The following is an 18,588-nucleotide window of genomic DNA, read 5'->3' as shown; positions in this document are numbered from 1 at the left end:
GCGCCTAGTCACTACCGGGCGCTGCGTCAGGCTAGGTTAGGAGTTGTTCAGAGGGCGATGCCGGCTGCTATCTACTGCTCTTTATAAGCCCTGGCACCCGGGGTGCCCCGAGCGTTCTTTTTCTGCAGGATTATCGACGCTTCATCGTAGGCCGTTTGGAAGGCGTTGCCGCCGATCCATGCCACAGCCGTGTCTTCATCTTCATCATGGAAGATCCCGCGATAGGTGATCAGCAGGCCCATCATAAAGTCGGTGGCCGCGTCTTCCGCTTCCTCCGCGACCACCAGCTCTAACACGGGGTATTGCAGGAATATTAGGCACATGGCGAGCAGGCTGATGCCTTCGCCAACCTTCATCGCCTGGAACAAGTCATCGAAGTGGGCGGGGTCGAAACCGTGCTCTTCGATGTCTTTGAAGTCGAAGGTGCTCAGGTCGATTTCGACATCATCGAATGGCTCGTTAACCAACGGGTTGGCCAGCAGCGGGTGGATGACATTGATTTTGGCCTTGCCCGAACGGTTCTGCTTGGCCTTGGCTTTTGCCCGCTGGGCGCGTTTGTGCTGTTTGTCTGGAGAAGCCATGGCGGCGAGTTCCTTGTGCGGTGCAGGCATATTTATGGCCCGGGATAATCGGGTGCACAGTGTATTCAGTCTTGGCTGTTTTAGTCGGCCAAAACGAGGCACTCACCCAAAGTGACAGTTTTTCCAAGGCTAAACCTGAGCGTAGGTGCAGGCGCGAGCACTCAAGCTGGCGGCCATGACAGGCTTATGCAGTGCCCGCGTGCAATTGTTCAAGCGCTGGTGATGGTGTTGCGGCCATTGCGCTTAGAACTGTACATGGCACGGTCGGCATTTTGCAGCAGCGTCTGCGCATCACTGCCGTCTTGCGGGTAAAGGCTGATACCGAGACTGGCGCGCACCTGCAGGTCTTTGCCATCGATCAACAGACGATTTTGCAGCAAGGCCAATAACTTCTGAGCAATACCCAACAGGGTGGCGCGGCTTTCCACCTCGTCGAAGAGTATGACGAACTCGTCACCGCCTAAGCGGGCCACAGTGTCGCCACTGCGGGTCACCGAGCCGAGCAAGTGAGCCACGGTACCCAGCACTTCGTCACCAGTGGCATAGCCGTGGTTGTCGTTGATTTCCTTGAAGTGATCGAGGTCAACATAGAGCAGGCCTAGCAGCTTGCCGCTGCGTTCGGCGTTGCTGATGGCGTGTTGCAGTCGGTCGAAAAACAGGCGGCGATTGGGTAGCCCGGTCAGCGGGTCGTTGTGCGCCATGTGCTGCAGCTCTTGCTGGTTGGTATTGAGTTCGACGATCTGAGTGAGGATTTTTTCCTGCATGGCGCGGATATCGCGGGCCAACGTGCCGAGTTCGTCACCGCGTTCAGTTGGCAGTGGCTGCAGGCTGAGGTTTTTGCTGAAGTGGGCGATCGCCAAGCTTATTTGATTCAGCGGTCGAACCATGTTGCGCGCCAGCCACAGTGAGAGCAGCAGGGTGATAAAGCTGAGCACCACGATGATTTGTATCAGGCGCTGATCGAGCTCGCGTGATGCTTCGAGGATATGTTCCTCGGGTACTGCCAGGCCCAGCAGCAAATGCTTGCTTTCAGCTTCGATGCTAACGGTGGTAAAGGCCGCTAGCCGGGTCGGTTGCTCACGTTTGCCTGGTAGGATACTGAGCATGTTGTTGCTTTGCCCTTCAAGCAGAGCACGCAGTTCCGGCAGCTGGGTTTGAATCATCATGCTGGAGCCTTGGCTTCTGGTCTGGGACTTGTTGCGCTCAGGGTTGAGCAGCAGTTCGCCCTGACTGTTGGCCAGAAACAACTGATAGTAGTCGGGCAGCTCACGCTGCAGGCGATTGAACAGCTTCTTGACGTTGATGCTCAGTACTATCAGACCGAGCACTTGCTGGTCGTCTGTCCAAATAGGGCTGGCTATGTGAAGGGTTAGAACCTTGTCCGGATCAAGGCGCGAAGGTGCTATCTCTGAAAAGAACTGTTGGCCCGGCACTAACTTCAGCGTTTTGAACACATAGGGGAAGTGGCCTTTTTCTTGTAAAGCGCTGCTGGAGACAGGGCCGTGGCGATCAACGTTGATGCGCTCTAAGCCATGGTTTTTTGCGTCGATCAGGCGAATGCGCTGGTACTCGGGGTGGGCGTTGAGCATGGAGGTAAATAGCTGAGTTAACTCCGCAAACTCTTTGTTGCTCCTTGGCATGTCTGCAAGCACATCAACCGGTTGCGACTGGGTGCTAAGTACCTTCAGGTCATTGGCGAAATTTTCCAGGCTGATCTGCAGGTTGCGCCCCAAAACCTGATTGGCCACCAGCAGATCGCGCTTGGCAGCAGCAATCAAGATTTGTTTGCTGCTGCTCAGGGAGTAGTAGCTGGCGAGCCCGCTGAGCAGCAAACCGAACAAACACAGCAGTACGGTGAGTTTGTTGCCAAGGCTGAGCTTCAAGGCTGCACCAGGTTTTCCGGGCGCTCTCCGGCGAGTATGGATTGCCAGAGTTTGGCGCGCAGTTCGGCGTTTGCCACAGGCTCAAGCCAAATCAGGTGCAGGGGCGCGTTTGCGGTTTGCGGGTTGCGCAAGGTGTTTTCCAGGCCCTGGCGCTCAGTCAAAGCGCCGCTGACTTGTGGCTCAAGGCTGTAGTTGATCCATTGCTCAGCCAGATCACGGTTGGGCGTAGTACGCGTAATTGCCCAACAATCCAGCCAGGCAAACGCACCTTCCTGGGGGATCACGTAACCCACGTCGGCACCTGCATCCTGTAACAGCTTAAGTTGCTGACGACCGTAGTTGGCATACATCAAGGCCACGGGGTTTTGCGTAAATAGGCTGACCGATTCTTCCGGCAAGCTGTAAAAGCTCAGCACGTTACGCCGTAACTCAATCAGCTTGGCTAGCGTGGCGGGCATCTCTTCGTTGGGTGTGGTGAAGGGTGGTTTAGCAAGGGCTTGGCGGGCTAGGGAGAAGCTGTGGCTGCTGCCGTCATAGGCCAGCACTTGACCCTGCCATTGCGGGTCCCAAAGGCTGTTAATTGAGGTCGGTGGGCGGCTCATCATCTTACGGTTATAGATCAGCCCCATCTCGCCATAGACATAGGGAACCCCATAGGCCTGCCCCTCATGCATTAAACCAGGGATCTTGTTGAGCTGACGAAACTGCTGGAGCTGGCCGCTGCGCTGGGTCAACTTCGCCAGGCGCAGGGGTTGCAGCAGTTGCTGCTGAACGAAATGGTTGATTTCGGAGGTGTTGGCGGCAATCACGTCGTAATGCTTACCACCCTCCTTACTTAGCTTAAGTCGCAACTCGTCATCGTTGCCGACAAGGGTGACTTCTACGTCGGCGTCATAGCGCTCGGCAAAGGCTGCGACTAAGTCGGCATCGGCATAGCCCGGCCATGCCAGGACGCGTAGCAGCGGCTTGGCCTGTAAGGGCAGGCTAAGTAGGCACAGCACGAGTATGGGTAGCAGCGAGCGTAATGGCACGGTAATGGCCTTTGCTTTTTTTACAGTCTAGGCCAGTAGCAGCGTAGTGCAGAAGCCCCTTAGCCTGTTTGCTGGGGGAAGGTTTTATTGAGTTACAGCATCCGTCTCTGCGCACCATCTTCGCAAACACCGCAACTCCACGTATCACCTGGCGCTACGACGTTGTATGCCTTGACTTGCCTGGACGCCTTCCTTAGCGTGCCGTCTCCGTTGGATGAAGCAGGATTCTGGCATGAGCGCCGCCGATAACGTCAAACTCGAAGCCGGCTGGAAAGCCGCATTGCACGAGGAATTCGAGAAGCCCTATATGCGTGAGCTGGGCGACTTTCTGCGGGCGGAGAAGGCTGCGGGCAAGGAGATCTATCCACCCGGTGCGTTGATCTTCAATGCGCTTAATTCCACGCCGTTGGCTCAGGTCAAGGTGGTGGTGATTGGCCAGGACCCTTACCACGGCCCAGGTCAGGCCCATGGTCTGTGCTTCTCGGTGCAGCCTGGGGTGAAGACGCCGCCGTCGCTGCTCAATATCTACAAAGAGCTCAAGCGCGACCTGAATATCGACATTGCCGGGCACGGCAATTTGCAGCACTGGGCGGAGCAGGGCGTGCTGCTACTTAACACCTCGCTGACGGTGGAGCATGGCATTGCCGGCTCCCACGCCAAGATCGGCTGGCAAACCTTTACCGATAAGGTGATTGAAGTGGTCAGTCAGCAGCAGGAGCGCTTGGTGTTTCTGCTTTGGGGTGCGCATGCGCAGAGCAAAGAGAAGCTTATCGATACCAGCAAGCATCTGGTGCTGAAGTCCGTGCATCCATCACCGCTGTCGGCGCACCGTGGTTTTATCGGAAATGGCCATTTCAGCCGCACCAATAAGTTTCTCCAGCAGCATGGCCTAAGCCCGGTTGACTGGCGCTTGCCTGAGCCTGCTTAAGCACTGCACTGCTGCTCGGCCAGATCGCGGCGCAGATCACGTAAGCGGTGACTCAGGCGCTCGCGTTGCGCCTCATCACTGCTGCTCAGCAGCTGACTGAATAGCGTGGCCAGCGCCTGGCGTGAGCGGCCATAACTGGCACGGTATTCGTCGCTATAGAAGCTCTCGCGTTGTTGCAGCAGACGGGTCAGACGTTCGGCAAAGTCCGTGCTGTTGCGCTCGGCGACTATCTTGCGCAACTCGGCCTGCCATAGCTGTCGATTCTCCAGCCATAGACGGTTCTGCTCGCCGAGGCCATTAGCCCAGGAGACGATATGCTCTGTCTGTGCCTCGTTCAGGCGGCCCAGCCAGGAGCGTAGGCGTTCCTGCATACGCATCTGCCGTTCGTTGATCTGCGTGACCAGCGGCGGGTCGAGAAAGTCTTGGCGATCTTCCAGGTTGTCTTCATCCAGCGCTGTGTAGAGATCGCTGACCTGTTGCTCGCTCAGGCCTTGCAGCAGTTCGATGGCGGTGGGAGTGACTTCGACGCCAATGCGTTTGAGCGCTGCATCGAACTGGGCAAACTGCTCAAGCAGTTGGGCGCTGTCTGGTTGCGGTTGCGCGAGGATACTCTCGGTGCTTTGCAGCCAGTCGATATAACGTGGCAGCTCGGCGCTGCAATGCCATTGCAGGTGCCTCTGCAAGCGGGGCTTGAGCCAGGCCTGCTGCTGACTGTCGAGGTTCAGGTAGTCGTTCAGCCGCCAGGGCACCAGCCAATCCAGATTGCGATAGGCCAGGCCGGCGCGGCTGCAGGCGCTGATCAGCAGGCTCAGGCAGAGCAATAGCAACAGGGTTTTCAGGGCGGGCCAGCGCAGTACGCTCATATCAAGGTGCCTCGTTAGACCAGGCCTGAGAGTACCCCCGTGGCATGTGCCTGAGTGGCGGCAGACATATCTGTTAAATAAAAACTGCTGACTGACGGACAAAAAAGAGCCCGCACAAGGCGGGCTAAACGTGGTCGTTAAAGCGTTATGTGTTGCGTTGCCACAGCCGAAACAAGGGTTCGGCGAGGAACATCACTAAGAACAGCCGCAGCACTTGCAACGCCGTAACCAGCGCCACGGAAAGCTGCAGAGCTTCGGCGGTCAGGCACAGTTCGGTGATACCGCCGGGCATCATGCCGAGCATCAGCGAGCTCTGATTTTCCCCAACTAACCAGCCCAGCCCTTGACCCAAGCCGGCTGCGGCAAGCATGGCGAGTAGGGTGAACAGCAAGATGCGTACGAGAAACCCGGGGGCGTTGCGAAAGAAGCTGCGATCGAAGTGACAGCCCAGGGCGCAGCCGATCAGCCACTGGCCGATTTGGCCGAGGCCGTCAGGCAAACCCAGGTGCAGGTCGAAACTGACGCTGGCCACTGCACACACGGTCAGTGGGCCGAGCATCCAGGGGTTGGGTTGGCCTAAACGGCCCCACAACCAGGCCAGTAACGCGCCGCCAGGCAGCAGCACGGCCAGCCAGGGCCAGCTTACTGGCGCAGGCATTGGTGGTGCGACGGGCGGCAGGCTCCAAGTAAAGACTGCTGGAATCAGCAGCACTACTAATAGCAAACGCAGGCTATGGGCGGCGGCCACCTTGGCGGTTTCGGCGTGGTGTCGCTGGGCCAGGTTGACCATCTCGCTGGCGCCGCCGGGCATGCTGGCGAAGAACGCGGTGGCACGATCGAGGCCGGCGCGGCGTAGCAGGAGGATGCCGATCAGGCTCAGCAGTAAGGTGATCAACGCGCCGAGCAGGATCACGCCGAAATGGCTGAGCAACTCGCTGAATACTTCGCCGGTGAAGTGCAGACCGATGGCGCTGGAGACCAGCCACTGGCCGGTCTTGCGCCCCTCCGGCACTTCCGTAATCAGCCAGCCGCTGCAACGGGCGGCAATAACCGCCAGCAGTGAGCCGATGATCCACGGCAAAGGCCAGCCGATCAGGCTGGCCAGTGCGCCGCCGGCAAGACCCACCAGCGGGGTGGCCCACCAGCTTTGCCAGCCGGTGAGCAGCGCTTGCTTAGGCATTGGCCAGTTGCGCCGCACGGCGCGAACGCCACCAGCGCAGGCCTGGCAGGGCCAGCATCAGCACAGTGAGTGCCCACAGGCACAGGCTGATCGGGCTGTTCCAGAGGATGCTCAGCTCGCCGGCGGAGATCGACAGGGCGCGGCGCAGGTTGTCTTCCATCAGCTCGCCGAGGACGAAACCGAGGATCAAGGCCGACAGCGGGAAGTCCAGCTTGCGCAGAATATAGCCGAATACGCCGAGGCCAATCATCAGCACCAGGTCGAAGGTGGTGCTGTGCACCGCGTAGACGCCGACCATGCTGATCACGGTGATCGCTGGCACCAGCACCCAGTTGGGCACGCTGAGCATGCGGGCGAACAGGCCAACCAGCGGAATGTTCATCACCAGCAGAATCACGTTGCCGATAAACAGCGAGGCGATCAGGCCCCAGACCACATCGGGCTGCTGTTCAAACAACAGCGGGCCGGGGGTGATGTTGTACAGCGTCAGTGCGCCGATCATCACCGCAGTGGTGCCGGAACCGGGTACGCCGAGGGTCAGCATGGGTATCAGCGAGCCGCAGGCCGAGGCGTTGTTGGCAGCTTCCGGCGCTGCCAGGCCGCGCAGGTCGCCGTCGCCGAACTTGCCGCTGCTGCCAGCCATACGCTTTTCAGTCATATAGGTCATGGCGCTGGCGATGGTTGCACCGGCACCCGGCAGTACGCCGATAACGAAGCCGGCGACAGCGCTGCGCACCATGGTCCAGAAGGTGAAACAGAACTCTTTAAAGTTGAACAGCAGGCGGCCGCTGGCTTTAACCGCTTTCTGGCCGTTGTGGGTTTTTTCCAGCATCAGCAGCACTTCACTGACGCTGAAGAAGCCGATCACCACGATCACGAACTGGATGCCGTCCGACAGACTGACGCTGCCGAAGGTGAAGCGGTACACCCCGGTGGTCGAGTCCACGCCAACGGTGGCCAAGGCCAGGCCGATCAGGGCAGCCATCAGGGTTTTGACCGGTTTGTCGCCGACCATGCCGCCGAGACAGGCGATGGCGAAAATCATCAGCACAAAGTATTCAGCCGGCCCAAAGGCCACCGCCCATTTCGCCAGGATTGGGGCGAACAGCACCACGCCGCAGGTGGCGATCATGCTGCCGATAAACGAGCTGACGGCCGACAGCGACAAGGCGATCCCAGCCTTGCCCTGACGGGCCAGTGGATAACCGTCGAGGGTGGTCATCACCGCGGCGGCGTCGCCGGGTACGTTGAGCAGAATCGCCGAGATACGCCCGCCGTACTCACAGCCCAGGTACACGGCAGCGAGCAGAATCAGTGCGGTTTCCGGTGACAGGCCCAAGGCGAAGGCCAACGGCAGTAGCAAGGCCACGCCATTGATTGGGCCCAGGCCCGGTAACAGGCCGACGATGGTGCCGACAAAGGCGCCGAACAAGGCCACCAGCAGGTTTTCCGGCCGGGTGGCGACCTCGAAGCCTTGCATCAAGAAATTCAGGGTTTCCATTTTCAGCTCTCCACAAAGGCTTCGAACAGGCCGAGGGGCAGCGGCACATCCAGCAGGTAGTCAAACAGGCCATACAGCAGCACGCCCATCAGCACGGCGCTGATGGCGCAAGGCAGCGGGCGACCGGTAAACAGCATGCCCAGGGCAAAGGTGGCCAGCATGGTGCTGATGACGAAGCCGAGCACTTCGAACAGCAACGCATAGGCCAGCAGCGCCACTACGCACAGCACGGAGCGCAAGGCTGCGCGGGTATTCAGCGTCTGCTCCAGCAGGCCAGGCTTGAAAACCAGCCACAGGCTGCCAGCGGCCATCAGGCTAAGCAGCAGCAATGGATAGGCGCGCGGCCCGACCGGGTCATAGGCGAAAGGTGCCTGGAAGCCCCAGGCGATAACGGCGAGAACAGCGCATAACAGCAGCCAGCTCGCGGCAAACAGGCGAACGTACATGGCGGATTACCTAGTTGAGGGTCAGGGAAAGACCGTGGAACCGTAGGATGGGTCGGGCCGCGCAGGTTGAGCGCAGCGATACCCATGGGGGGCACAGCATGGGTTACGCCGCTGTGCGGCTAACCCATCCTACGAGTTGCGGCGTGGCCGCTTATTGCACCAGGCCAAACTCGCCGGCTAGCGCCTTGTATTCCTCAACTTGCTTGAAGACCAAGGCTTTCAGCTCATCGCCGGTGACGGCCAATGGCAGCAGGTCGCGTTGCTCGCGCAGCTTGGCGAAGTCTTCGCGGGTGAGCAGGGTGTCGAACTGTTGTTTCCACCAGTTGAACTGCTCGTCGCTGACTTCTGGGCCCATGTAGAAACCACGGATTACCGGCCAGCTGATGTCGTAGCCTTGTTCCTTGGCAGTCGGGATGTCAGCCAGCTTGCCCGGCAGGCGCTCATCAGACAGGACGGCGAGGATGCGTACTTTCTTCGCTGCCAGTTGCGGGGTGACTTCACCCAGGCCGCTTGAAGTGACCTGTACATGACCGCCGAGCATGGCGGTGAGGGTTTCGCCGCCGCCTTCAAAGGCTACGTAACGCAGGTTTTTCGGGTCGATGCCAGCAAGACGGGCGATCAGTGCAGTTTGCATCCAGTCTTGGCCGCCGATAGTGGCGCCGGCGCCGAAGACGATGCTGCCTGGGTCTTTTTTCAGCGCCTGCACCAGCTCATCCAGATTCTGATATGGCGAGTCGGCACGCACGGTGATGGCGCCGTAGTCGGTGCCCACGGCGGCCAGCCAACGCACGCCGGTTTCGTCGTAACGACCGAATTTTCCTTGCGCCAGGTTGAGCAAGGATCCGCTGGAGAATGCGGTGATAGTGCCTGGATCGTCAGCGCGCTGGGCGATCACTGCGTTGTAGGCCACTGCGCCAACACCGCCGGGCATGTAGGTGACGCGCATCGGCGACTTGAGTAAGCCTTCGTCTTTCAGGCCGCTCTGGGCCAGTTTGCAGGTCAGGTCGAAGCCGCCACCGGGTTTAGCCGGGGCAATACATTCTGGACGCTTGGGTTCGGCAGCCAGCAGTTGGCCGGCGAAGGCCATGCAGGCGGTAGCCAGGGCAATGCGAGTAAAGGCAGTTTTCATGGTGTGTTCCTCTGGGCTCGTAGAGGGTGTTTTACACAGGTAGCGGGCGAAGGTCAGGCATGACCGTGCGCAGTCGTGTGTAATCACCCGATTATTGTGGTTTACCAGATCGGCAGTGTGTAGCCGACGATGACGCGGTTCTCGTCCGCATCGCGGGCGAAGTCGGAGTGGAAGCTGGCGTTGCGCAGGCGCACGTAGACATCTTTCAGTGGGCCGTTTTGCACCACGTACTTGATTTCAAGGTCACGTTCCCATTCGCCACCGCTTTGCGTGCTGCCGGCCACCTGGGCGTCGTCACCGCGAACATAGCGACCCATAAAACTCAGGCCGGGTACGCCCATCTTGCTGAAGTCATAGTCGTAGCGCGCTTGCCAGGAGCTCTCGTCGGCATTGGCGAAGTCATTGATCTGTACAAAGTTGACCAGGAACGGGTCGCTGCCATCGATATAGGCATAGCCGGTGTCGCCGCTCATGTCCTGATAGCCCAGGCCCAGCTTGTGCCCGTTAATGGCGTAGCTGACCATGCTGCTGAAGGCGCGGTTATCGATTTCCCCAGCGTTAGCGGCGCCGGTGTCCTTGCTCAGCATTAGGCGTACATCAGCCGCCAATGTGCCGCTGCCCACAGGCTGGCTGGCGAGAATGCCGAAGAAGTGCTGACGGTAAATGTCATCCAGCTCAGCCGCGTAATAACGACCGGTGAGGCCTTTGGCGAACTGATAATCGAGGCCGAACAGATCCAGATGGTCAGCCGTGACCCCGCCGGCAAAGCGCTTGTTCTTGCTGTTGAGGATCAGCTCTTCGGAGTTGGTCGAGGCGCGGTCGATCACCTTATCCAAACGGCCACCGGTAAAGGTCAAGCCTTCCAGTTCGGATGAGGTCAGCAGACCACCTTCGAACACTTGCGGCAGCAGGCGGCTGTCGCTGGCTTTGACCACGGGCAGTTCAGGGATGTGCGAGCCGTAACGCAGTTCGGTGTTGGATATTTTGACCTTGCCGGTCAAACCCATACGGCCGAATTGGTCCGGGGTGCCGCCATCGTCTTGCACCGGCAGCAGATCGGTGCCGGTACGGCCGCCGCCGGAATCAAGCTTGACGCCGAGCATGCCCAGCGCGTCGAGGCCGAAACCGACGGTGCCTTCGGTGTAACCAGATTGGATGTCGAGGAGGAAGCCCTGGCCCCATTCTTCGCGCTTGTTCTGGCCACTGCCTTCACGGAAATCGCGGTTCAGGTAAATATTGGTGGTGCTCAGGCTGGCCTTGCTGTCAGCGACAAAGTCGGCGTGGGCAGCAGGTGCAAGGAAAGCCGTACTGATAGCGAGGCTAAGCAGATGAACAGGCGAAAATGCCCGATATGATGCAGTCAGCATCCTGTGGTCTCCATTGTTGTTTTTGTCACGGCTGCGCACCACTGCGCAGTCGTTCAGGCAGGTGGATCGAGCCACCTGAAACCGATGTTAGGAGGTCAAGCTTTCACCAGGCTTTCAGCGTTGAAAAAACGCTTGGAGTGTTTTGACCTCGCTTGCGGTAGTCCGCAGGGCGGACGCCAGGGATGCCGGCCACAAAGTATTCTGCTGTTTCACTTCACCGGCGCTTGGGCAATTCACATCAGTCGCGGCCCCTGTAAACTCCGGCCATTATTCGACGCCACAGGCGTTGTGATTACGCCAGTTGGGCGGGAGGTTTACGTGCGTATTCTGCTGGTCGAAGATCATCTGCAACTGGCGGCCAGTGTGGCCCAGGCGCTGAAAAGTGCGGGCTGGACGGTGGACGTGCTGCATGACGGTGTGGCTGCCGATCTGGCCCTGAGCAGTGAGGACTACGCCCTGGCGATTCTCGATATCGGCCTGCCACGCCTCGACGGTTTTCAGGTGTTGGCGCGGCTGCGTGAGCGCGGCAAGAACCTGCCGGTGCTGATGCTCACAGCGCGTGGCGAGGTCAAGGATCGCGTGCATGGCCTTAACCTCGGTGCCGACGATTACCTGGCCAAACCCTTCGAGCTGAGTGAGCTGGAGGCGCGGGTCAAAGCGCTGCTGCGCCGCACTGTGCTGGGCGGCGAGCGTCAGCAGCGCTGCGGCAATCTGCTGTATGACCTTGATACCCGGCGCTTCACTCTGGCGGATAGCCTGCTGACGTTGACCTCGCGCGAACAAGCCGTGCTGGAGGCGATGATCGCCCGGCCAGGGCGAGTGATGAGCAAGGAGCAACTGGCCGCCCAGGTGTTCGGCCTGGATGAGGAAGCGAGCAGCGATGCTATCGAAATCTACGTGCATCGCCTGCGCAAAAAACTTGAAGGCGGCGGGGTGAAAATTGTCACCTTCCGTGGCCTCGGTTATCTGCTGGAGGCCGTCGGTGGCTGAGCCGCACGGTGTGTCGGTAAGTGAACCGGGCAGCCTACGCGGACGGCTGATTCGCCGCTTGGCGCTGCTGCTGGCGCTGATTCTGCTGGCCAGCAGCCTGAGCGCCTACTGGAGCGCCCGGCATGCTGCGGATACCGCTTATGACCGCACCTTGTTGGCGTCGGCACGGGCGATTGCCGATGGTCTGTACACCGCCGCCGACCGGCTGAACGCTAATGTGCCTTATGTGGCCCTGGATACTTTCGCTTACGACAGCGCAGGACGTATCTACTACCAAGTGCTGGATGTGCAGGGTGCGCTGGTGTCCGGTTACGAGGATCTGCCGCCACCACCGCCCGGCACCAAGCGCACTGAGGATTACCCGGCGCTGGCGCATTTCTACGATGCACAATACCGCAGCCAAGGCGTGCGCGTGGTCAGCCTGTTGCAGCCGGTCAGTGAGCCTGGGGTTAATGGTGTAGCGGAAATCCGGGTGGCGGAAACCCAGGGTGCGCGTGAGCGAATGGCCCAAGAGTTGTTGCTTGGGACTTTGCTGCGCATGGGCCTGTTGTCACTCAGCGCTTTGCTGCTGGTGTGGCTGGCCGTGAGCGCCGCACTGCGTCCGTTGGATGCGTTGCGCCGTAGAGTGGCGGCACGCACCAGTGATGATCTACAACCATTGTCGGATGTTGGTATGCCGCGTGAGCTGCGGCCACTGATTGATGCGTTGAATCAGTTCAATGATCGCCTGCGTAATCTATTCGAGCGGCAGTCGCAATTTATTGCCGATGCCTCCCATGAGTTGCGTACGCCATTGGCAGCGCTGAAGGCGCGGGTCGAGCTGGGCTTGCGCGCCCAGGAGCCGGCGGTGTGGCGCAGCACCCTGGAAGACGCTGCACTGAACACCGACAAGCTGACCCATTTGGCCAATCAATTGCTTTCGCTGGCGCGTATCGAAAGCGGTGCGCGGGCAATTGCCGAAGGGGGCGCGCAGCGTTTGGATCTCAGCCAGTTGGCGCGCGAACTGGGCATGGCCCTGGCGCCATTGGCTCATTCGCGGGGCATTGCTCTAGCGCTGGAAGCCGAGCAATCAGTGTGGGTCAGCGGAGAACCGACCTTGCTCAATGAACTGCTGTGCAATCTGCTGGATAACGCGCTGGCGCACACCCCGGCCGGCGGTAACGTGATCTTGCGGGTTCTGCCCACCGGCGTGCTTGAGGTCGAAGATGACGGTCCGGGGATACCCGGCGCAGAGCACGACAAAGTGTTTGCGCGTTTTTATCGGCGCACTTCTGGGGGCTCAGGGGCGGGTTTGGGACTGGCGATTGTCGGCGAGATTTGCCGCGCGCATCAGGCCGCTATCAGCCTGCATCAGGCGCAGCCGCAGGGTTTACGGGTGCGGGTTGAGTTTGCCGGCGCCGAGTCTTGAGTCACGGGGCCAGGCTAAGTGGTTGCTGGATTTCCAGTAGGTATTGGGCGACTTTGCCACTTTCGCGTAGCTGAGCCAGGCCTTGGTTGAAGCGTGTGAGGCGTTCGGCATTGCCGGGCACATTACGTGAGAGCAGTAAGTGCAGGCTGTCGCTACGAAGCGGTACAGGGTGGAAGCTCAATTGAGCGCGCTCGGCTGCCGTGAAGTGTTGATGCAGTATGTCGAAGCCAACCACCTTGTCCATCGGGAACAGGTCTATTCGGCCGGCAAGCAGCTGACGAAAGGCGATTTCATCGCTGGTTACCCGGTGGATGCGCAGTTGTCCGCTGGCTTCTGCCTGTTGAAAGGCTGCCCCATAGTCATAGCCTCGGGTGCCCACGATGCGCCTGTTATGCAGGTCGGCAATCTGTTTCCAGTCAAAGTTGTAGTTCTTGCGATGGAACAGGTAATAGCCGCTTTCCACTACCGGATCGCTGATGTAGAAGCCATTTTCACGTTCTTTGCTGTGCAGCCACACGGCACTGCCATCACGTTGCCCGCGCTCGGCCAATTGCAATGAGCGCGCCCAGGGATGGAACTCCCACTCTACGCTGATGCCTTGCAGGGCAAAGGCCTCGGCCACGATGCGGGAGGCTACGCCTTTGTGCGGCAGCTGTTCGCCCAAGTAGGGCGGCCACTCACCGTTGGTCAGGCGTACTGACTCGGCGACGGCTATGCCGTTGAGGAGCAGGTTGATCAGTAGGGCGTAGATTAATGCACGCATGGGCCACTGCCTCGCGCTTAGACTGTGTGCAGTCTAGTTGCAGTCGGCCGCATGCGTGGGATGGTTTTTACTGAAGCATACTCATGGCCGCTTCCATAGCCGCCGACAAGTCTTCGTCGTCATTGAGATTCTGGTTGGGGTCCAGGCCCAGCTTGCGGAACGCAGGGATCTGGCTCCAGTCCAGCTGGGTGTAGGGGTGCTCGCTGCCTAGGTAGCTTTGCAGGGTCGCGACCTGAACGATATCGACGTAATCAACCTTGGCGCTGTCGCGCGTGAAGTCCAGGTACTGGCTAGGAATCATGGCAATCTGCTCGGGGAAATCCCAGGTGCGCAGAATCTTGTCACCGATGATCGGATGGATCTGCTCAATCACATGGTTAAGGCTGATCGAGTCGGCCAGCAGTTCGCTGTGTTCTTCGGCATAGGTGAGAATCGGCAGCACGCCGATCTGATGCACCAGGCCGGCGAGGGTGGCCTGATCGGGCAGCAATCGGGTGTAGTGTTTGCACAGAACGTGGCAGATACCGGCTATTTCCGTGCTTTTGTTCCACACTTCGCGCATTTTTCGGTCAACTACGTCGCTGGTGGCCTGGAACATCTGCTCCATCGCAAGGCCCGTTGCCAGGTTGCAGGTGTAGTTAATGCCGAGTCGGGCAACGGCCATTTGCAGATCGGTAATTTCTTTATTGGTGCGCAGTAGCGGACTGTTAACCACCTTGATGATGCGCGCCGTCAGGGCCGCATCGTTGCCGATGACCTTGCTCAGTTCTGGAATGCCGATATTCGGGTCCTCTGCCGCCTCGCGCACTTTCAGCGCGACCTCCGGCAGTGTTGGGAGTACCAGTTCATCGTTGTCGATGGCTTGGATCAGTTCCTTTTGGACTTTCTCGGCAAGCTTGCTCATGAAAAATTCTCTTTAGGCGGCGAGGCAATAGTAAGTGTAGTAAGGGTTGTGCGGGGCTCAGCGCTGTATTTCGCGGTTTGAGTCCAGTGTATACGGCAAATCAAGCACGCTCAGCGTGCTGCCCTCGGCAGAACCCAGGTGAATATGACCATCGAGTGCCGCCTCGTCCTGCAGAACGGCGAGCAGTTCGACGCCTGTTCCGCTGCGTGCAGCCAATACCACTTCGCCGACACTGGAGGCGCGCGCGGAAGAAAACAGTGCAGTGGCCGGCTCTGGTACTTGGCTGTCATGCAGCTCTAAGCGATACAGGCGCCGTTTGAGTTTGCCCAGGTACTGCATGCGCGCAACGATTTCCTGGCCGGTGTAGCAACCTTTTTTGAAGCTGACGCCGCCCACGGCCTGCAGGTTGATCATCTGCGGAATAAACAGCTCGCGCGTGCTGCCCATGACCTGGCCAATGCCGGCGCGTATTTGCGCCAGCAGCCAGTCATTGAGTGGCGCTTCGGGTAGTTGTGCGGCCAGTTGAGCCTTTACCGCTTCGGCTTGTGCGGCGGGTACCCACAATTCGGCCCGCCCATCGCTCAGGCGCAAAGCCAGTAGTTCTTGGTGGCGTACCACACTGTCAGCATCTGCTGGCAGCTCCAGGCCAAGGCTGCGCAGGGCATCATCGGCGCCGTTAAGGCCAAAGCGCAGCCAATCCTGACTTTCGTCGGTGAGTTTGGATTTGCTGAAGACTGCGTATTTCTTCAGGTCGGTCAGTTGTGCTTCAAGCAGTTCGTTGGCCATGGCCAGCAAGTAGCCGTCGGTTACGCTGACGATGCGAAAGCTCGACTGCATACGACCTTTGGGTGTGCAGCGTGCGCCCAGGCTGCACTGGCTATCACTCAGGTAATTGAGGTTGCAAGTGACTTGGCCCTGGAGGAACTTGTTGGCGTCCGGGCCGCGTAGGGCGAGGATGCCTTCGTGGCTGAGGGTGCAATAAAACGCGGTGTCGGCCATGGTGGATTAGGTGTCGTTGGATAAAAGTAGGGGGCTCATCATAGAGCGCGCCTCGCGCCTTGTCAGCGCTTGCAGTAGCTTGGTTGCGGCGCATTGCATGCCTGCGATCAACAGAGGCGCTTTTCATCGGTATACTGCGCGCCTTATTTCTGGTCTGCCATGCGTGGCGGCCACCCTTCGGGCCGTCGCTGAACGACGTTAAAAGTGGCTGCATGCCATTTTTCAAGGAGCATACCCATGGTTGACTCGGTTGAACTCAATCGTCTTTTTTGGCACAGCCGCCGCGGCATGCTGGAGTTGGATGTGTTGTTGGTGCCGTTCGTTAAAGAGGTGTACCCGCACCTTGATGCCGATGACCGTGAGCGCTATCGCAAGCTGCTTGAGTGCGAAGACCAGGACATGTTCGGCTGGTTTATGCAGCGTAACGAGCCGGATGACGCGGATCTTAAGCGCATGGTTCGGATGATTCTGGATCGTGTCCAGCCCAAGTGATGTGTTCGAGTGTCAGTGGCAGCCATCGCGGTTGCTGCTGGCCGGCTATGTCCTGATTCAGGGGTTGGCGCTGCTCAGTGTGGCGCTGGTGGATTTTCCACTGTGGGCGCGGTTACTGGGTGTGGCGTTCTGTATGGCGCATGCTCTCTGGGTCGTGCCGAGGCACCTGTTACTGAGCAGGCCTGCGGCCTATCGAGCGCTGCGGTGCACGTCTGATGGTTGGCAAGTGCGCAGCGAGCTTAAAGGTTGGCAGCCAATCGAGCTGCACCCCGATAGCCTGGCATTGCCGTTGGCTGTATTGCTGCGCTTTCGTCTGGCCGGTCAGCGGCGCGTGCATGCGTTGTGCGTGGCCCGCGACAGCCTGCCGCGCGATCAGCATCGGCGCTTACGGGTGCGATTGAAATTCAGTCGCCATAGGTGGGCGGCAGTAAAATAGTGTCCTTGGCCTCGCTCAGTTGCTGCGGATAGTCCAGGGTGTAATGCAGGCCGCGACTTTCATGGCGCAGCATAGCCGAGCGGATCATCAGCTCGGCGACCTGAGCCAGGTTGCGTAGCTCGATCAGGTCGCGGCTGACCTTGTAATTGCTGTAAAACTCGTCGATCTCGTCGAGCAGCAGGCGCACTCGGTGTTCGGCGCGTTGTAGGCGCTTGTTGGTGCGCACGATGCCCACGTAGTCCCACATAAAGCGTCGCAGTTCGTCCCAGTTGTGCGCAATGATCACGTCTTCGTCTGAGTCGGTGACTTGGCTGGCATCCCAGCTGGGCAGCGCCGCGGGTGCTTGTATCTGATTCAGCTTGCTGACGATGTCGGCCGCCGCCGAGCGCGCATAAACGAAGCACTCCAGCAGCGAGTTGCTGGCCATGCGATTAGCGCCGTGCAAGCCGGTAAAGCTGGTTTCACCAATGGCATACAGGCCCGGTACGTCGGTATGTCCGTTCTGGTCGACTACTACGCCGCCGCAGGTGTAATGCGCGGCAGGCACTACAGGAATCGGCTCTTTGGTGATGTCGATGCCGAAGTCCAGGCAGCGTTCGTAGACGGTGGGGAAGTGCGACTTCACAAAATCCGCCGGTTTATGGCTGATGTCTAGGAATACGCAATCAACCCCTAGGCGTTTCATCTCATGGTCGATGGCGCGGGCGACGATGTCGCGCGGTGCCAGTTCGGCACGTTCATCGAAACGCGGCATAAACCGTTCGCCATTGGGTAGCTTGAGCAACGCTCCTTCGCCGCGCAGTGCTTCGGTGACCAGAAAACTCTTGGCTTTGGGGTGGTACAGGCAGGTCGGATGGAACTGGTTGAATTCCAGGTTGCCGACCCGGCAGCCGGCGCGCCAGGCCATGGCGATGCCGTCACCGCAAGCGCCGTCCGGGTTGCTGGTGTACAGGTAAACCTTGGCGGCGCCGCCAGTGGCGAGAATTACAAAGCGTGCACTGAAGGTGTCGACCTCACCGCTGGCGCGATTAAGTACATAGGCGCCGAGGCAGCGCTCACCGCTCAGGCCGAGTTTGCGCTCGGTAATTAGGTCGACGGCGACGCGCTGCTCCAGTAGCTCGACATTACGCCGCTGCTTGGCTTGCTCTAGCAGGGTATTGAATATTGCAGCGCCAGTGGCGTCGGCCGCGTGAATGATACGGCGGTGGCTGTGGCCGCCCTCACGGGTCAGGTGGAATTCAAAACCGCCGTCTTCGCGGGCGGTCTGGTCATCGCGAGTAAAGGGCACGCCTTGGTCAATCAGCCACTGGATGGCTTCGCGGCTGTGTTCCACGGTGAAGCGCACGGACTCCTCACGGCACAGGCCACCACCGGCGTTGAGGGTGTCCTCAACATGCGATTCGATCGTGTCGGTGTCGTCCAGTACAGCGGCTACACCGCCTTGAGCCCAGTAAGTGGAGCCGTTGGACAGATTGCCCTTGCTTAGCACCGCAATGCGCAAGTGCTCTGGTAGCGTGAGGGCCAGTGTCAGGCCTGCTGCACCGCTACCGATAACCAGAACGTCGTGTTGGTAATGTTGGCTCATGTCCAAATTCCACGAAAAGCGGCCACTAGTATATAGAGGGGGTGATCGGCACAATAGCCGCCTTATGACCAAGTGTGTTGCTCGGGAACTTTTTAAGTGTTT

At 59.4% G+C, this 18,588-nt stretch carries 18 protein-coding genes; 5 read left to right on the top strand and 13 right to left on the bottom strand.

What is annotated here, in order from left to right:
- Positions 1 to 71: 71 nt before the first annotated feature.
- From D8779_RS20005 to D8779_RS19995, 3 genes are all read right to left on the bottom strand, one after another.
- Positions 72 to 581, bottom strand: a complete 510-nt coding sequence (locus D8779_RS20005; protein WP_136666366.1) for a hypothetical protein — start codon at positions 579 to 581, stop codon at positions 72 to 74.
- 209 nt (positions 582 to 790) lie between these two features.
- Positions 791 to 2,464, bottom strand: a complete 1,674-nt coding sequence (locus D8779_RS20000) for a GGDEF domain-containing protein (RefSeq protein WP_136666365.1) — start codon at positions 2,462 to 2,464, stop codon at positions 791 to 793.
- Positions 2,461 to 3,495: an extracellular solute-binding protein gene (locus D8779_RS19995; protein ID WP_136666364.1), complete on the bottom strand. Its 1,035-nt coding sequence runs from the start codon at positions 3,493 to 3,495 to the stop codon at positions 2,461 to 2,463. The genes D8779_RS20000 and D8779_RS19995 overlap by 4 nt, the downstream gene beginning before the upstream one ends.
- A gap of 232 nt (positions 3,496 to 3,727) precedes the next feature.
- Here D8779_RS19995 and ung point away from each other — a divergent pair, with 232 nt between their 5' ends.
- Positions 3,728 to 4,423, top strand: a complete 696-nt coding sequence (ung, locus tag D8779_RS19990; protein WP_136666363.1) for a uracil-DNA glycosylase — start codon at positions 3,728 to 3,730, stop codon at positions 4,421 to 4,423.
- On the opposite strand, the gene D8779_RS19985 is transcribed toward ung, so the two are convergent.
- From D8779_RS19985 to D8779_RS19960, 6 genes are all read right to left on the bottom strand, one after another.
- A complete protein-coding gene (locus D8779_RS19985) occupies positions 4,420 to 5,286 on the bottom strand; it encodes a DUF6279 family lipoprotein (protein WP_136666362.1) in 867 nt (288 codons plus the stop codon). The genes ung and D8779_RS19985 overlap by 4 nt on opposite strands.
- Positions 5,287 to 5,431: 145 nt before the next feature.
- Positions 5,432 to 6,466: an AbrB family transcriptional regulator gene (locus D8779_RS19980; protein WP_136666361.1), complete on the bottom strand. Its 1,035-nt coding sequence runs from the start codon at positions 6,464 to 6,466 to the stop codon at positions 5,432 to 5,434.
- A complete protein-coding gene (locus D8779_RS19975) occupies positions 6,459 to 7,967 on the bottom strand; it encodes a tripartite tricarboxylate transporter permease (protein WP_136666360.1) in 1,509 nt (502 codons plus the stop codon). The genes D8779_RS19980 and D8779_RS19975 overlap by 8 nt, the downstream gene beginning before the upstream one ends.
- Positions 7,968 to 7,969: 2 nt before the next feature.
- Positions 7,970 to 8,413 (bottom strand): tripartite tricarboxylate transporter TctB family protein, encoded by a 444-nt coding sequence (locus D8779_RS19970; protein ID WP_136666359.1) that lies wholly within the window; start codon positions 8,411 to 8,413, stop codon positions 7,970 to 7,972.
- A 151-nt stretch (positions 8,414 to 8,564) separates the two neighbouring features.
- Positions 8,565 to 9,542 (bottom strand): Bug family tripartite tricarboxylate transporter substrate binding protein, encoded by a 978-nt coding sequence (locus D8779_RS19965; protein ID WP_136666358.1) that lies wholly within the window; start codon positions 9,540 to 9,542, stop codon positions 8,565 to 8,567.
- Between the two features lie 101 nt (positions 9,543 to 9,643).
- Entirely contained in the window at positions 9,644 to 10,909 is a 1,266-nt protein-coding gene (locus D8779_RS19960) for an OprD family porin (protein ID WP_136666357.1), read from the bottom strand.
- 318 nt (positions 10,910 to 11,227) lie between these two features.
- Between D8779_RS19960 and D8779_RS19955 the strand changes: the two genes are divergently transcribed.
- Together D8779_RS19955 and D8779_RS19950 are read left to right on the top strand one after the other, a co-directional pair.
- On the top strand, positions 11,228 to 11,899 hold the full coding sequence (locus tag D8779_RS19955; RefSeq protein WP_136666356.1) for a response regulator: 672 nt from the start codon (positions 11,228 to 11,230) through the stop codon (positions 11,897 to 11,899).
- Positions 11,892 to 13,307, top strand: coding sequence for a sensor histidine kinase (locus tag D8779_RS19950; RefSeq protein ID WP_240789775.1), 1,416 nt, complete (start codon positions 11,892 to 11,894; stop codon positions 13,305 to 13,307). The genes D8779_RS19955 and D8779_RS19950 overlap by 8 nt, the downstream gene beginning before the upstream one ends.
- Position 13,308: 1 nt before the next feature.
- Here D8779_RS19950 and D8779_RS19945 read toward each other — a convergent pair whose 3' ends face one another.
- The 3 genes from D8779_RS19945 to ygfZ all read right to left on the bottom strand — a co-directional run bounded on the left by D8779_RS19945 (position 13,309) and on the right by ygfZ (position 15,973).
- Positions 13,309 to 14,070: a substrate-binding periplasmic protein gene (locus D8779_RS19945; protein WP_136666355.1), complete on the bottom strand. Its 762-nt coding sequence runs from the start codon at positions 14,068 to 14,070 to the stop codon at positions 13,309 to 13,311.
- Between the two features lie 67 nt (positions 14,071 to 14,137).
- Positions 14,138 to 14,974, bottom strand: coding sequence for an HDOD domain-containing protein (locus D8779_RS19940; RefSeq protein ID WP_136666354.1), 837 nt, complete (start codon positions 14,972 to 14,974; stop codon positions 14,138 to 14,140).
- A gap of 57 nt (positions 14,975 to 15,031) precedes the next feature.
- Complete coding sequence (ygfZ, locus tag D8779_RS19935) at positions 15,032 to 15,973, bottom strand: CAF17-like 4Fe-4S cluster assembly/insertion protein YgfZ (protein WP_136666353.1); 942 nt, start codon at positions 15,971 to 15,973, stop codon at positions 15,032 to 15,034.
- A gap of 237 nt (positions 15,974 to 16,210) precedes the next feature.
- Between ygfZ and D8779_RS19930 the strand changes: the two genes are divergently transcribed.
- On the top strand, positions 16,211 to 16,465 hold the full coding sequence (locus D8779_RS19930; protein WP_136666352.1) for an FAD assembly factor SdhE: 255 nt from the start codon (positions 16,211 to 16,213) through the stop codon (positions 16,463 to 16,465).
- Positions 16,449 to 16,901 carry a protein YgfX gene (locus D8779_RS19925; protein ID WP_136666351.1) on the top strand — a complete coding sequence of 151 codons (453 nt, stop codon included), beginning with the start codon at positions 16,449 to 16,451 and terminating at the stop codon, positions 16,899 to 16,901. Before D8779_RS19930 ends, D8779_RS19925 begins: the two co-directional genes overlap by 17 nt.
- On the opposite strand, the gene nadB is transcribed toward D8779_RS19925, so the two are convergent.
- On the bottom strand, positions 16,870 to 18,486 hold the full coding sequence (gene nadB, locus D8779_RS19920) for an L-aspartate oxidase (RefSeq protein WP_136666350.1): 1,617 nt from the start codon (positions 18,484 to 18,486) through the stop codon (positions 16,870 to 16,872). The two genes, D8779_RS19925 and nadB, sit on opposite strands and share 32 nt — an antisense overlap.
- Positions 18,487 to 18,588: the final 102 nt, after the last annotated feature.

The organism is Pseudomonas leptonychotis, from assembly GCF_004920405.1.
In the GTDB taxonomy this organism is placed as follows: domain Bacteria; phylum Pseudomonadota; class Gammaproteobacteria; order Pseudomonadales; family Pseudomonadaceae; genus Aquipseudomonas; species Aquipseudomonas leptonychotis.
This window is presented reverse-complemented; position numbering and strand designations above follow the sequence as displayed.

What these genes read in the sequence shown, in the direction of transcription:
- D8779_RS19960 (WP_136666357.1), bottom strand. Translation starts at nt 10,909, where the DNA reads ATGCTGACTGCATCATATCGGGCATTTTCGCCTGTTCATCTGCTTAGC.
- D8779_RS19940 (WP_136666354.1), bottom strand. Translation starts at nt 14,974, where the DNA reads ATGAGCAAGCTTGCCGAGAAAGTCCAAAAGGAACTGATCCAAGCCATC.
- D8779_RS20005 (WP_136666366.1), bottom strand. Translation starts at nt 581, where the DNA reads ATGGCTTCTCCAGACAAACAGCACAAACGCGCCCAGCGGGCAAAAGCC.
- D8779_RS19985 (WP_136666362.1), bottom strand. Translation starts at nt 5,286, where the DNA reads ATGAGCGTACTGCGCTGGCCCGCCCTGAAAACCCTGTTGCTATTGCTC.
- D8779_RS19970 (WP_136666359.1), bottom strand. Translation starts at nt 8,413, where the DNA reads ATGTACGTTCGCCTGTTTGCCGCGAGCTGGCTGCTGTTATGCGCTGTT.
- D8779_RS19965 (WP_136666358.1), bottom strand. Translation starts at nt 9,542, where the DNA reads ATGAAAACTGCCTTTACTCGCATTGCCCTGGCTACCGCCTGCATGGCC.
- D8779_RS19980 (WP_136666361.1), bottom strand. Translation starts at nt 6,466, where the DNA reads ATGCCTAAGCAAGCGCTGCTCACCGGCTGGCAAAGCTGGTGGGCCACC.
- ygfZ (WP_136666353.1), bottom strand. Translation starts at nt 15,973, where the DNA reads ATGGCCGACACCGCGTTTTATTGCACCCTCAGCCACGAAGGCATCCTC.
- D8779_RS19975 (WP_136666360.1), bottom strand. Translation starts at nt 7,967, where the DNA reads ATGGAAACCCTGAATTTCTTGATGCAAGGCTTCGAGGTCGCCACCCGG.
- D8779_RS19930 (WP_136666352.1), top strand. Translation starts at nt 16,211, where the DNA reads ATGGTTGACTCGGTTGAACTCAATCGTCTTTTTTGGCACAGCCGCCGC.
- ung (WP_136666363.1), top strand. Translation starts at nt 3,728, where the DNA reads ATGAGCGCCGCCGATAACGTCAAACTCGAAGCCGGCTGGAAAGCCGCA.
- D8779_RS19945 (WP_136666355.1), bottom strand. Translation starts at nt 14,070, where the DNA reads ATGCGTGCATTAATCTACGCCCTACTGATCAACCTGCTCCTCAACGGC.
- nadB (WP_136666350.1), bottom strand. Translation starts at nt 18,486, where the DNA reads ATGAGCCAACATTACCAACACGACGTTCTGGTTATCGGTAGCGGTGCA.